The sequence below is a fragment of the Aquabacterium commune genome, assembly GCF_004362855.1.
Taxonomy (GTDB): domain Bacteria; phylum Pseudomonadota; class Gammaproteobacteria; order Burkholderiales; family Burkholderiaceae_C; genus Aquabacterium; species Aquabacterium commune.
This window is the reverse complement of record NZ_SNXW01000007.1, coordinates 104,919-118,278: the sequence shown is the minus strand read 5'-3', so window position 1 is coordinate 118,278 and position 13,360 is coordinate 104,919. Positions and strand designations below refer to the sequence as shown.

The window sequence follows — 13,360 nt, the reverse complement described above, 5'->3', positions numbered from 1 at the left end:
CTTGCGTGTCACCGCTGAGGTGATGGGGCGCGTGGACCGTGAGGCGTTCGGTCCATGTCGTGTGGTCAGAAGCGTGGCAGCGTGGCCAGTGCCTCGCGCAGCGCCGGTGTCTGGCCCATCGCCTGGGCCGGGGGCGTGCGCAACTCGCCGCAGCGTGCCAGCATCGGGATGGCCTTGCCCGGGTTGAGGCGGCCCTCGGGGTCGAAGGCGGCTTTGAAGGCCAGCATCTGGGCGCGCTCGGTGTCGGTGAACTGCACGCACATCGCGTCGAGCTTTTCCACGCCCACGCCGTGCTCACCTGTGATGCTGCCGCCCAGGCCCACGGCCGCCGTCAGGATGGCGTTGCCAAAGGCCTCGGCGCGGTGCAGCTCGTCAGGGTCGTTGGCATCGAAGAGGATGAGCGGGTGCATGTTGCCGTCGCCCGCGTGGAAGACGTTGCAGCAGCGCAGGCCGAATTCGCCTTCCATCCGGGCGATGGCGGCGAGCATCGTGGCCAGCGCCTTGCGCGGGATGGACGCGTCCATGCAGAGGTAGTCCGGGCTGATGCGGCCGGTGGCGGGGAAGGCGTTCTTGCGACCGCTCCAGAAGCGCAGGCGCTGGGCCTCGTCCTGGCTGAGTTCGATGCGCGTGGCGCCGGCCGCTTGCAGCACGGCCGTCAGGCGCTCGATTTCCTCTTCCACCTCTTCCGGCGTGCCGTCGCTCTCGACCAGCAGGATGGCGGCGGCGCTCAGGTCGTAGCCGGCGTGCACGAAGTCCTCGACGGCGCGGGTCATGGGCTGGTCCATCATCTCCAGCCCCGCCGGGATGAGGCCGGCGGCGATGATGGCCGCGACGGCATCGCCGGCCAGGCCGACGTCGTCGAAGCTGGCCAGCAGGCAGCGCGCCACCTGGGGCTTGGGCAGCAGGCGCACGGTGACCTCGGTGACCACGCCCAGCAGGCCTTCGCTGCCGATGAAGGCGGACAGCAGGTCCAGGCCCGCGGCGTCCAGGGCTTCGCTGCCCAGCGCGAAGGCGTCCCCCTCGACGGTGAAACCGCGCACGCGCAGCACGTTGTGCACGGTCAGGCCGTACTTCAGGCAGTGCACGCCCCCGGCGTTCTCGGCCACGTTGCCGCCGATGGTGCAGGCGATCTGGCTGCTCGGGTCGGGCGCGTAGTACAGGCCATGGACCGCAGCGGCTTCGCTGATGGCGAGGTTGCGCACGCCGCAATCGACCACGGCCGTGCGCGCCAGCGGGTCGATGTGCTGGATGCGGTTGAGGCGGGCCAGCGACAGCGTCACGCCCGCGGCATCCGGCAGGGCACCGCCCGACAGCCCGGTGCCACCGCCCCGCGCCACCACGGGCACGCCGAGCGCATGGCAGGCCGCGAGCACCTGGCCGACCTGGGCATGGGTTTCGGGCAGGGCCACCGCGAGGGGGCGCTGGCGGTAGGCGCTGAGGCCATCGCACTCGAAGGGGGCAACAGCCTCGGTGTGCCACAGCACCGCCTGGGCCGGCAGCACGCGCAACAGTGCTGCGACCACGGCCTGCTGACGTGCGGCCACGGCCGCGGGTGTCAGAGGCTCAGGCCCTGCGGGCAGGTGGGTTGCGTCGTCCCTGCTGGGGCTGGTGGCAGGTGGCAGTGTGGGGGCGGTCGCTGCGTGCATGGCACGACTGTAGCGTTTTCAGCCCACGTGCACGTCGGAAAGTCGGCCGAGCAGCAGGGCATCGCGTGGGTCGATGGCGAGGCGGGCGCCGTGACCCTCGAAGCGGTAAAGCGCGCCTGTGGCCGAGGAGCGCACGCTCAGCACGCCGTGGCCGTGGAAGGTGGCGTGCATGTCGCGGCCCCGTTGGGGCGAAGCGCTTTCCTGTCGGTGGGCGTGGGCCGGGTGACGGCCCCCGTGGGGTGCCTGGCCCTTGGCGCCACCGTGGCCGCCGCCGCTGTTGCCGCCGTGGCCGCGACCTTGTGATGCCATCCACGCCGGAGTCAGGCCGACAGATGGCATCAGCGCCTGCAGGGCGGCATCGGCGAACGGGATGGGGCCAGGGCGAGGGAAGGGGCGGGCGATCATGGCGGACTCCTGCAAAGAACAGCGATCAAAGGCGATCGGGTGTCTGGCAGTGTGGGGGGGTGTCCGCGATGTGAAAATCCCCTTCGGTGGGGCCCTCTTCAGAGGGTGTCTGAGGGCTTGCGGGGCATGCCGAGTGTGTGCTTGGCTTCAGGCCCCGAACACGGTCAGCACGCCGGTGTAGCCGTAGAGGTGGTGGCGCGCGATTTCGCCGCCCGCGAAGAAGCCGACGACGGGGATGTCGCCGAGGGCGTGGGCCAGGATCTCCATCTCGGCATTGGGCGCGCCGAAGTGCTCCCCACCGCGCCCGGCACAGCTGATGTAGATGGCGCCGGCGGCCTGGCTGCCGGGGTGCTCTTGCGGGTCGAATTCTTCGCGGATTTCGGCGCAGATGCGCACCAGGTCCTGGCGCGCGGCCTGGGCATTGCGTTGGCAAAACGCCATCTGCATGCCGACCTCGACCTCCTCGGCCAGGGCCACGCCCTGTCGGCCGGGGTCCAGTCCGATGATGTGGCGCACGCGGGTGTCGGCGCCAAAGTGGCGGCCGTGGCTGAGCAGGTCGCTGGCGGCGTCGGTCAGTCCTGCCAGGGTGGCGCGCACCTTGGGCAGCGCTTCGCGTTGCCAGCCCGAGCCGCTGACCGTGGCGGTGACGCCCAGGTCGCGCAGCAGGCAGGCCAGGGCGGGTTCGCCGTCGAGTTCGTAGATGACGTTGCGCTCGGCCAAGGTGATCTCGCGGCGCGGGCCCACGGGTGAGCAGCCCTGGCTGACGCGCGAGACCAGCCGCACGCGTTCGCCAAAGGCCACGCCCGACAGGCCGCCATGCCAGACGCCTGCGGTGCGCTGTGTGGTGGCGTTGGCATCTTCCGGGGCCAGGGCCATGTGCAGCGGGTGGTGCTGGCTGGCGCTCAGGCCGCCGAAGAGGTAGCCGGTGTCGGTGCGCGATGCCAGCTCTGCGATCAGTTCGGGCAGGTCGGGGGTGCGGGCATCGGCGTGCACCAGCGCGGTGTGGGCGCGCCAGCCGGGGTTGCCACCGAGGCTGGCGTCTGGCAGGTGGCGGCGACCGCGTGGCGGCGCGTGCAGGGGTTGGCGACCGTGGAAGATGCGGAAGTCTTCGCGCGGCAGGTTGCACAGCATCACGACCAGGGCCGGCTCGTCCATGTACTCGACGTGGGTGGCCAGCACGCCGGCACCCACGGCGCCGACCCAGGCCACCTGCGGCATGCGCTGGCGCAGCCCGTCCAGCACGGCTTGCGCGCCATGGGCCAGGCCATCGCTGATGTAGCACCAGCCCAGGGTGGGGGCGTCGCGGCCGAGCACACCCGCAGGCGGCCCGTCGCCTGGCGTGCCACTGAGTGTGGCCATCTGCGAGGCCAGCTGCGCCCAGACCATCTCCAGTGCCAGCTCGGGCGCGGGGTGGGTGGCGTGGGCCTGGAGGAAGCGCAGCATCGCCGGGGCCACTTTCAACGCTTGGCCGCCGGCTTGGCAGGTGCCTTGGCGGGAGCCTTGCGCGCAGGCGACTTGCCCGCAGCAGCTTTGCGCGCCGATGCTTTCGGGGCGGCCGCCTCGGTGGCTGCGGTCGCGGAGGCGTTGGCGGGTTGGTGCGCCTGGGTGGTTTGGGCGGTTTGGGCGAGCAGGTCGCTCATCGAGGTGCCGACCGTCTGGGCCGTTTGCGACGCTTGCGATGCCAGGTGCGTGAATTGCTCGGTCAGGGTGTCCCACCAGCGCATCGGGTTGATGAGCTCGGCGCCAGCACCCGCACCCGCGCTGGCATCGCCGCTTGAGGCTGCCGAAGCCGTGTCTGCGGGCGGGTCATCGCTGCCCGTGGCTTCTGGTTCGGGGGCTGGCGGGGCGGACGGCCGCGAGGCAAAGGGTGATGCAAAGGGTGATGCAGGGGGCGCAGTTGTTGCCGCAAAAGCCGCGGCCATGTCGGACGCCACGTTGCGGGCTTTCAGCGCATCGCGCAGGCTGTCCATGGAGACGTTCATGCCCTTGAGCGTGCTCAGCGTCATCTTCTGGACTTCCAGGCCCTGGATGGTCATGGCGACCATGCGGGAGTTCTGCTCCAGCCAGAACTGCACGGTCTTGAGGTCCTGGATGCGCTTGTCGAGCTCCTCCGGGTCCAGCGTGGGCATGGCCCAGCTGCTCAGGCCCGGGTTCGATGCGTGGCCGGGCATGTTGGGCAGGGCGCTGCCGGCGGCTTTCAGCCAGTCCTGGAAAAAATCCAGGCCTGCGCCGAGACCGCTGAAGGCACTGGCGCGGGGCGTGTCACCGCTGGGGTCGGGGCTGGGGGGGCGTGTCGGCATGGCCATCTCCTGCAAGGCGTGCGGCCCATTGTGCCCCGTGGCGGCCTGGCTGCGCATGGCGTCGCGTCACAGCACCGCATAATCTGCGCCTTCATGCAACGCCGCGACCTTTTCCGACAACTCAGCCGCGCCGCGGCCGCCCTGGCCTGGCAACAGGTGTTTGCAGCTTCCGGGCGCGTGCAGCCCGACGATGCCAGCGCCTGGAGCGAGCCTGCCGACGTTTTCACGCTGGGCGTGGCCAGCGGCGAGCCTCAGCCTGATTCGGTGGTGCTGTGGACGCGCCTGGCGCCCCGTCCGCTGCAGGCCGACGGCGGCATGCCGGCGCGCGCCATTCCCGTGCCCTGGGAGGTGGCGCTGGACGCGCGCTTCACGCAGGTGGTGCGCCAGGGCGTGGCCGTGGCCGACCCGGCCGTGGCGCACAGCGTGCACGTGGTGGCCCATGGCCTGCAGCCTGGGCGCGCCTATTTCTACCGCTTCAGCGCCGGTGGGCAGCACAGCCCGGTGGGGCGCACCCGCACGGCGCCTGCGAAGGACGCCAAGGTGCGCAACCTGCGCATGGCCCTGGCCTCCTGCCAGCACTACGAGCACGGCTTCTTCACGGCGCACCGCGAGATCTCCGACGCCGATGTCGATCTCGTCGTGTTCGTGGGTGACTACATCTACACGACCGAAGCGCCAAGGCACGCGCAAGTGCGCAAGCACGCCCACGCTTTCGCCAAGGACCTGGCCGCGCGCACCCTGGCCGACTACCGCGTCCACCACGCCAGCTACAAACTCGATGCCGATTTGCGCGCGGCCCATGCGGCGCACCCCTGGTTGATGGTCTGGGACGATCACGAGGTGCTGGCCGACTACGCCGGCGACCACGACCCCTACCTCGACGACGCCCAGGCCTTCCTGGCCGTGCGTGCTGCGGCCTACAAGGCCTATTTCGAGCACATGCCCGTGTCGCCGCACCGCGTGCCGGCCCGTGCCGACATGCCCATGCAGGGGCGTTTCCAGTGGGGGCAGTTGGCCGACCTGTGGCTGCTCGACACCCGCCAGTACCGCGACGCCAGTGTCTGCCAGGGCTCTGTGCTGCACGCGCCCATGGGCGGCAAGGTGCTTTGGCGCTGCAAGGCTGCCGAGGAGGGCAACCGCACCCTGCTCGGCCAGGGTCAGGAAGATGGGTTGGCCGAAGGGCTGGCGGGCAGCATGGCCAGCTGGAAGTTCATCGTGCAGACCACGCAGATGTCGCCAGGCTTGCTGCACGTGCCGGTGGCCGGTGACCTGGTCTATGCAGAGGGCTGGGACGCGTTCCCCGCGGCCCGCGCGCGCCTGATGGAGGCCATCGCCCAGCCGCGCGTGCAGGACGTGGTCGTGCTGGGCGGGGACGTCCACCGCCACGTGGCCGCCAACCTGCGCCTGGACCCGCGTGACCGCAGCTCGCCCATCGTGGCCAGCGAAATCGTCGCGAGTTCCATCACCAGCAAGGGCCTGAGCGAGTTGGCCAATGCCTGGATCAAGTCGAGCAACCCCGACATCGTCCACATGCGCAGCGACGAGCGCGGCTACGTGCTCATCGACGTCTCGCCGCAGCAGGTCCAGTGCGAGTTCCGCGGCACCCTGCACCCGGTGCGGGCGCAGGCGAAGTTCCGCACCCAGGCGCGCTGCCTCATCGAGCGCGGCGTGCCGGGCGTGCGCAAGGTCTGACCGGCGCCGTCCGCGGCCTCAAGCTCAAGCTCAAGCGCAGGCGAGGTCCAGCTCCTGGCGCAGCCGGCTGTGGGCGGGCACGCTGGCCAGCAGGAACTCCATCTGGTCGGCCACGATGCGCCGCCCGCGCAGGATCATGTCCTCGTGCAGGCTGGGCACGTAGGGCAGGTAATAGAGAGACCAGCCCAGCTCGTTGAGCGTGCGGTTGCCCTTGCGCCCGTTGCAGTTGCGGCAGGCCGTGATGCAGTTCGTCCAGGTGTCGTGGCCGCCGCGCGAGGTCGGCACGATGTGCTCGCGCGTGAGCGCATCGGCGTGGAAGCGGTGGCCGCAATAGGCGCAGACCTGGCGGTCGCGGGCGAACAGCTTGTGGTTGGAGATGGCCGGCGCCTGGCGCCAAGCGCGGCTGGGCATGGCCCCGTGCACCGCGATGATGGGGTGCAGCTCCAGGCGAGATTGCAGCCCCGTCTTGCGCTGGATGCCGCCACGCAGCACCAAAAACGGGTCCCCCAGCGTCCATGCGACGCCGTCGTTGGCGTAGAGCCCCGCCGCCTCCTTGGCCGACAGCCAAGCTTGCGGGCGACCCGACACGTCGAGTTGCAGCACGTCCATCCGGCCTCCATGAGGACAATGACCGCTCAAGGATAGTGCAGCTTGTGTGACTTTCTCAACCATTTGCGGTGCAATGCACGCGAGATCCGCATTTCTTTCTGCGAACGTGGCGCCTGATCCAGCCCGCCCTCAGCGCTTGACGCAGCTGCCGCGGGCGTGAAACACCTGACGAAACGGCTTTGACGCGTCTGGATGACACCGTCGCGACAGGAAAGCGCAAAAAATTTACGTTCACCCTCTACACAAACGTCTGGATTTCTGCAAAATAGCACGACCGTTCGTTTTATTCCGAGGTGTCCCCGTGTCCCATGCGCTGCCCCAAGAAGCCAAGCCCGCCGCCGATGTGGCGCGTGAGCGTGGCCGTGGCGCACACAAAGGCCAGCAGACGCGCGCCGCCATCCTCGACGCCGCCTTGAGCCTGGCCTCGCAGATGGGCATCGAGGGCCTGTCGATCGGTGCGCTGGCCGAGGTCACCGGCATGAGCAAGTCGGGCGTGTTCGCCCACTTCGGCTCGCGCGAGGAGCTCCAGATCTCCGTCATCCGTGAATACCACGAGCGCTTCGAGGAAGAGGTGTTCGTCCCCGCCATCCGCCAGCCCCGCGGGCTGCCGCGCCTGCGCGCCCTGTTCGAAAACTGGGTGGCGAAAGTGGCCACGGAAATCGACTCGGGTTGCATCTACATCAGCGGTGCGGTGGAATTCGACGACCGGCCTGGTCCTGTGCGCGACGCCCTGGCCGGCATGGTCGTGACCTGGCATGGCTCGCTGGTGCGCGCCATCCGCATGGCCATGGCGATGGGCCACCTGCGCCCGGACACCGACCCGATGCAGATGCAGTTTGAAATCCATGGCCTGATCCTGGCCCTCCACCACGACGCGCGTTTCCTGCGCTCGGTGGGGGCGGTGGATCGGGCCCGCACGGCCTTCGAGCGCCTGATCCAGCACTACACGCTGGGCACGGCCGTGGCGCCGTCTGGACAAGCCTCGCCTTCGGGTGTGGCTGCCGCCGGGAGTGCGAAAGCACCCTTGGCACCTGTTTGACCCCTTCCCCCTTGTTTCTTCACAAGCCTTTTTGACCGAGGAGCTTCACGATGCCTTCCTATACCCCCCCGCTGCGCGACATGCAATTCGTGATCCACGAGCTGCTCGGCGCTGTCGATGACCTCAAGCAGATCCCGGCCTACGCCGATCTGGACGCCGACACCGTCAACGCCGTGCTGGAAGAGGGCGGCAAGTTCGCCTCCAAGGTCCTGGCCCCGCTGAACCTGGTCGGTGACGTGCAGGGCTGCGTCCTGAACAAGGAAACCCACGAAGTCAAGACCCCGGACGGCTTCAAGGACGCCTACAAGCAGTACACCGAAAACGGCTGGTCGGCCCTGTCGGCCGATCCGCAGTGGGGTGGCCAGGGCATGCCCCAGCTGGTCAACCAGGCCATCTACGAAATGATGAACTCGGCCAACCAGGCCTGGACCATGTACCCCGGCCTGAGCCACGGCGCCCACGCCTGCCTGGAAGAGCACGGCTCGCCCGAGCAGAAGGCCATGTACCTGCCCAAGCTGACCTCCGGCGAGTGGACCGGCACCATGTGCCTGACCGAGCCGCACTGCGGCACCGACCTGGGCCTGCTGCGCACCAAGGCCGAGCCCGTGGGCGACGGCACCTACAAGCTGACCGGCGCCAAGATCTTCATCTCGGCCGGTGAACACGACATGGCCGACAACATCGTCCACCTCGTGCTGGCTCGCCTGCCGGACGCGCCCGCTGGCTCCAAGGGCATCTCCCTGTTCGCTGTTCCGAAGTTCAACGTGAACGCCGATGGTTCGCTGGGTTCGCGCAACGGCATCTACTGTGGCGGCCTTGAGCACAAGATGGGCATCCACGGCAACGCCACCGCACAGATGGTGCTGGACGGCGCCGTCGGCACCCTGGTGGGCCAGCCCCACCGCGGCCTGCCTGCCATGTTCGTGATGATGAACGGCGCCCGCCTGGGCGTGGGCAACCAGTCCCTGGGCCTGACCCAAGTGGCTTATGAGAACGCCGTGAACTACGCCAAGGACCGTGTGCAGATGCGTTCCCTGTCCGGCACCAAGCGCGCTGACCTGCCGGCCGACCCGATCATCGTGCACCCCGACGTGCGCAAGATGCTGCTGATCGCCCGTGCCTACGCCGAAGGCGCCCGCGCCCTGGTGTACTACGTGGCCGTTGAGCTGGACAAGGAGCACAACCACCCCGACGAGGCCGTCCGCAAGGAATCCTCCGACACCGTGGCGCTGCTGACCCCGATCGTCAAGGCCTTCATCACCGACAACGCCTGGGAAGCCACGCGCCACTGCCAGCAGGTGTATGGCGGCCATGGCTTCATCCACGAGTGGGGCATGGAGCAGTTCGTGCGCGACGCCCGCATCAACATGATCTACGAAGGCACGAACACCGTGCAGTCGCTGGACCTGCTGGGCCGCAAGGTGCTGGGTGACGGTGGCGCCAAGCTGACCGCCTTCGGCAAGAAGATCGCGCGCTTCGTCAAGGAAAACGCCGACAACGAAGCCATGCAGGAGTTCACCAAGCCCCTGGCCGATCTGGGCCAGAAGGTGCAGGCCTTCACGATGGAAATCGGCATGAAGGGCATGCAGAACCCCGACGAAGTCGGTGCCGCTGCCGTTGACTACCTGCGCGTCGTGGGCCACATGGTCTATGCCTACCTGTTCGCCCGCATGGCCAAGATCGCCCTGGACAACCAGGCTTCGGGCGACAAGTTCTACGTTGCCAAGCTGGCCACCGCCCGCTTCTACTTCGCCAAGCTGGTGCCTGAAGTCGAAACCGCGATGATCACGGCCAAGGCCGGCCTGAAGCCCCTGATGGAAATGGACGAAGCCCTGTTCTGATCGACAGGCTGTTCAAGGGAGGTGCACCATGAGGGTCACCTCCCTGTTTCCATTGCCCCAATCCAACGAGTTCCTCAAGGAGAGAACATGAGTCGATTCAATGTCCGCAAGGTTGCCGTGCTCGGCGCCGGCGTGATGGGTGCGCAGATCGCCGCCCACCTGGTCAACTGCAAGGTGCCGGTCGTGCTGTTCGACCTGCCTGCCAAGGAAGGCCCCAAGAACGGCATCGTCACGAAGGCCGTCGAGAACCTGAAGAAGCTCAAGCCGGCGCCCCTGGGCATCGTCGAAGACGCGGCGCTGATCCAGCAAGCCAACTACGAAGAGCACCTCGAAGAGCTGCGTGGCTGCGACCTGATCATCGAAGCCATCGCCGAGCGCCTGGACTGGAAGGAAGATCTGTACAAGAAGATCGCTCCCTTCGTGAACGACCGTGCCATCCTGGCGACCAACACGTCGGGCCTGTCCATCACGGCCATGGCCAATGTGCTGCCCGAACAGCTGCGCTCGCGCTTCCTGGGCATCCACTTCTTCAACCCGCCGCGCTACATGGCGCTGCTGGAGCTGATCCCCACCGAATACACCCTGCCGGAAGTCGTGGACCAGCTGGAAGCCTTCTCGACGACCGCCGTCGGCAAGAGCGTCATCCGCGCCTACGACACCCCGAACTTCATCGCCAACCGCGTGGGCGTGGCCGGCATGATGCTGACCTTCCGCGAAGTCGAGCGTTCGGGCCTGGGCTACGACATCGTTGACGACCTGACCGGCAAGAAGATGGGCCGCGCTTCGTCGGCCACCTTCCGCACCGCCGACGTGGTGGGCCTGGACACGATGGCGCACGTCATCAAGACCCTGCAGAACGGTGCCAAGGACGACCCCTTCAACGCCTGCTTCAACAACCCGGTGGCACTCGACAAGCTGCTGGAGAAGGGCCACTTCGGTCAGAAGACCAAGGCGGGCTTCTTCAAGAAGGACGGCAAGGCCATCCTGCAGTTCAACGCCGAGACCGGCGAGTACGTGGCTGCTGGCGGCAAGGCCGACAAGGAAGTCACCGACATCCTGCGCAAGCCCGCCGCCGAGCGCCTGAAGGCCCTGCGTGAGTCCGCTCACCCGCAAGCCCAGTTCGTGTGGTCCATCCTGCGCAACGCCTTCCACTACTCGGCCGTGACGCTGGAGTCGATCGCCGAGTGCGCCCGCGACATCGACTTCGCCATGCGCTGGGGCTTCGGCATGAAGCAAGGCCCCTTCGAGATCTGGCAGGAAGCCGGCTGGAAGCAGGTGGCTGAATGGGTGAAGGCCGACATCGACGCCGGCAAGGCGCTGTCGTCCGTGCCGCTGCCTGCCTGGGTGTTCGACGGTCGCGATGGCGTGCACACGCCTGAAGGTTCGTGGTCGCCCAAGGCCGGCAAGTACGTGCCTCTGCGCAACCTGCCCGTCTATCAGCGCCAGTATTTCCGCGAAGACGTGCTGGGCTCGAACGCCCCGAACGCCGCCACCGCGGGCAAGACCCTGTTCGAAGACGCCGCCATCCGCCTGTGGACGCTGGACGACGAGGTGGTCATCGCTTCGATCAAGTCCAAGATGCACACCATCAGCGGTGAGGTCACCGCCGGTCTGGCCAAGGGCCTGGAAATCGCCGAAGCTGGCTACAAGGGCCTGGTGATCTGGTCGCAAGACGGCCCGTTCTCCGCCGGTGCCGACCTGCAGTCCATGATGCCCGCCTTCATGAGCGGTGGTGGCAAGGCCATCGCCCCGTTCGAGAAGCAGCTGCAGGACTTCATGCTGTCGCTGCGCTACGCCAACGTGCCGACCGTCGCTGCCATGCACGGTCTGGCCCTGGGCGGTGGTTGTGAGCTGGCCGTGCACGCCGCCAAGCGCGTGGCCGCCATCGAGAGCTACGTCGGTCTGGTCGAAGTCGGCGTGGGCCTGATCCCCGGCGGCGGTGGCCTGGCTTACCTGGCCCGCCGTGCTGCCGAGCAAGTCGAAGCGTCCAAGGGCGTCTCCGGCATGGTTGGCGCCGAGCTGATGGGCTTTGTCAAGGAAGGCTTCCAGGCCGCGGCCATGGCCAAGGTCGGCACCTCCGCCATCGAAACGCGCAAGTTCGGCTACCTGCTGGACAGCGACGTCATCGTGCCGCACAAGGACGAGGTCCTGCACGTGGCCATCGCACAGGCCAAGGCCATGTACGAGTCGGGCTACCGCGCCCCGGCCAAGAAGCTGTTCGCCGTGGCCGGCCGCAACGTCAAGGCCACGCTGCAGTCGTCGCTCATCAACATGCGTGACGGTGGCTTCATCTCGGCCCACGACTACCACATCAGCTCGTGCATCGCCGACGTGCTGACCGGTGGCGATGTCGATGCCGGCACCCTGGTGAGCGAGGAGTACCTGCACGCCCTGGAGCGCAAGCACTTCTGCGCGCTGCTGGACAACCCCAAGACGCAAGAGCGCATCATGGGCATGCTGTCCACCGGCAAGCCCGTCCGCAACTGATCGATCGGAGACACACACATGTCCAAGCAACTCCGCGACGTTTACGTCGTCGCTGCCACCCGCACCCCGATCGGCAAGTCTGGTCGTGGCGTCTTCAAGAACACCCGTCCTGACGACCTGCTGGTTGCCACGATCAAGAACGCCCTCAAGCAGGTTCCGACGCTGGACCCGGCTGCCATCGAAGACGCCATCGTGGGCTGCGCGATGCCCGAGGGCGAACAAGGCATGAACGTGGCCAAGATCGCCGCGCTGCTGTCGGGCCTGCCCAAGACCGTGGCCGGCGCCACCGTCAACCGCTTCTGCGCGGCTGGCATCACCGCCGTGTCCATGGCCGCTGACCGCATCCGCGTCGGTGAAGCCGAGGTCATGATCGCTGGCGGCGTGGAATCGATGTCCATGGTCCCCATGGGCGGCTCCAAGCCTTCGTTCAACCCCGCCGTGGTCAACCTCGACGAGAACGTCGGCATCGCCTACGGCATGGGCATGACCGCTGAGAAGGTGGCCGAGCAGTGGGGCGTGACCCGCGAAGAGCAGGACGCTTTCGCCACCGAATCGCACCGCCGCGCCATCGCCGCCCAACAAGCTGGCTTCTTCGATGCCGAGACCACCCCGGTCGAGGTCGAAGTGCGCACGCCCAACCTCGAAACCGGCGAAGTGACCATCTCCAAGAAGGTCATCAGCCGCGACGAAGGCGCCCGCCCTGACACCTCGGTGGAAGGCCTGGCCAAGCTGCGTCCGGTGTTCGCTGCCAAGGGTTCGGTCACGGCCGGCAACTCCTCGCAGACCTCCGACGGCGCTGGCTGCCTGATCCTGGCTTCCAAGGAAGCTTGCGAGAAGTACGGTCTGAAGCCGCTGGCCAAGTTCGTGGCCTTCGCGGTCAAGGGCGTGCCGCCCGAGATCATGGGCATCGGCCCGATCGAGGCCATCCCCAAGGCCCTGGAGTACGCCGGCCTGAAGGCATCGGACATGGACTGGGTCGAGCTCAACGAAGCCTTCGCTGCGCAGTCGCTGGCTGTGCTCAAGGACCTCGACAGCAAGGGCCACGTGCTGGACCGCGCCAAGGTCAACCCGATGGGCGGCGCCATCGCCCTGGGCCACCCCCTGGGTGCGACCGGTGCCATCCGCGCCGCCACCGTGGTGCACGGCCTGCGCCGCACCGGCGGCAAGTACGGCATGGTGACGATGTGCATCGGCACGGGCCAAGGCGCTGCTGGCATCTTCGAGCGCGTGGACAGCCTGTGACCCCGTTCGTGATCCTGGCCTGAAGCTCGGGGCCTGCCTGCCGCAGGCCCTGGACAGGCCCTCCCAAAGCCCGCATCGAGTGCCGCTCGACGCGGGCTT

At 67.9% G+C, this 13,360-nt stretch carries 10 protein-coding genes; 5 read left to right on the top strand and 5 right to left on the bottom strand.

All coding sequences use genetic code 11. From position 1 onward, the window contains the following. Positions 1–65: 65 nt before the first annotated feature. From EV672_RS12760 to EV672_RS12745, 4 genes are all read right to left on the bottom strand, one after another. The gene (locus tag EV672_RS12760) at positions 66–1,646 is read right to left on the bottom strand and encodes an FAD-linked oxidase C-terminal domain-containing protein (protein WP_133609815.1); all 1,581 of its coding nucleotides are present in this window, start codon (positions 1,644–1,646) and stop codon (positions 66–68) included. A gap of 18 nt (positions 1,647–1,664) precedes the next feature. Next, positions 1,665–2,051 (bottom strand): hypothetical protein, encoded by a 387-nt coding sequence (locus tag EV672_RS12755; protein WP_133609813.1) that lies wholly within the window; start codon positions 2,049–2,051, stop codon positions 1,665–1,667. A 147-nt stretch (positions 2,052–2,198) separates the two neighbouring features. Then, positions 2,199–3,494, bottom strand: a complete 1,296-nt coding sequence (locus EV672_RS12750) for an FIST signal transduction protein (RefSeq protein WP_133609811.1) — start codon at positions 3,492–3,494, stop codon at positions 2,199–2,201. A gap of 14 nt (positions 3,495–3,508) precedes the next feature. Further along, the gene (locus tag EV672_RS12745; protein WP_133609809.1) at positions 3,509–4,351 is read right to left on the bottom strand and encodes a PhaM family polyhydroxyalkanoate granule multifunctional regulatory protein; all 843 of its coding nucleotides are present in this window, start codon (positions 4,349–4,351) and stop codon (positions 3,509–3,511) included. Between the two features lie 93 nt (positions 4,352–4,444). Here EV672_RS12745 and EV672_RS12740 point away from each other — a divergent pair, with 93 nt between their 5' ends. Beyond that, positions 4,445–6,043: an alkaline phosphatase D family protein gene (locus EV672_RS12740; RefSeq protein WP_133609807.1), complete on the top strand. Its 1,599-nt coding sequence runs from the start codon at positions 4,445–4,447 to the stop codon at positions 6,041–6,043. A 30-nt stretch (positions 6,044–6,073) separates the two neighbouring features. Here the strand turns inward: EV672_RS12740 and EV672_RS12735 are convergent, their stop codons facing one another. Continuing rightward, on the bottom strand, positions 6,074–6,652 hold the full coding sequence (locus EV672_RS12735; RefSeq protein WP_133609805.1) for an HNH endonuclease: 579 nt from the start codon (positions 6,650–6,652) through the stop codon (positions 6,074–6,076). A gap of 301 nt (positions 6,653–6,953) precedes the next feature. On the opposite strand from EV672_RS12735, the gene EV672_RS12730 reads away from it, so the two are divergent. The 4 genes from EV672_RS12730 to EV672_RS12715 all read left to right on the top strand — a co-directional run bounded on the left by EV672_RS12730 (position 6,954) and on the right by EV672_RS12715 (position 13,261). Beyond that, a complete protein-coding gene (locus tag EV672_RS12730) occupies positions 6,954–7,691 on the top strand; it encodes a TetR/AcrR family transcriptional regulator (protein WP_424923155.1) in 738 nt (245 codons plus the stop codon). Between the two features lie 50 nt (positions 7,692–7,741). Continuing rightward, positions 7,742–9,532, top strand: a complete 1,791-nt coding sequence (locus EV672_RS12725) for an acyl-CoA dehydrogenase C-terminal domain-containing protein (RefSeq protein WP_133609801.1) — start codon at positions 7,742–7,744, stop codon at positions 9,530–9,532. Between the two features lie 87 nt (positions 9,533–9,619). Further along, on the top strand, positions 9,620–12,019 hold the full coding sequence (locus tag EV672_RS12720; protein ID WP_133609799.1) for a 3-hydroxyacyl-CoA dehydrogenase/enoyl-CoA hydratase family protein: 2,400 nt from the start codon (positions 9,620–9,622) through the stop codon (positions 12,017–12,019). Positions 12,020–12,037: 18 nt separating this feature from the next. Further along, on the top strand, positions 12,038–13,261 hold the full coding sequence (locus tag EV672_RS12715) for an acetyl-CoA C-acyltransferase (protein ID WP_133609797.1): 1,224 nt from the start codon (positions 12,038–12,040) through the stop codon (positions 13,259–13,261). The last annotated feature ends 99 nt before the right edge of the window (positions 13,262–13,360 follow it).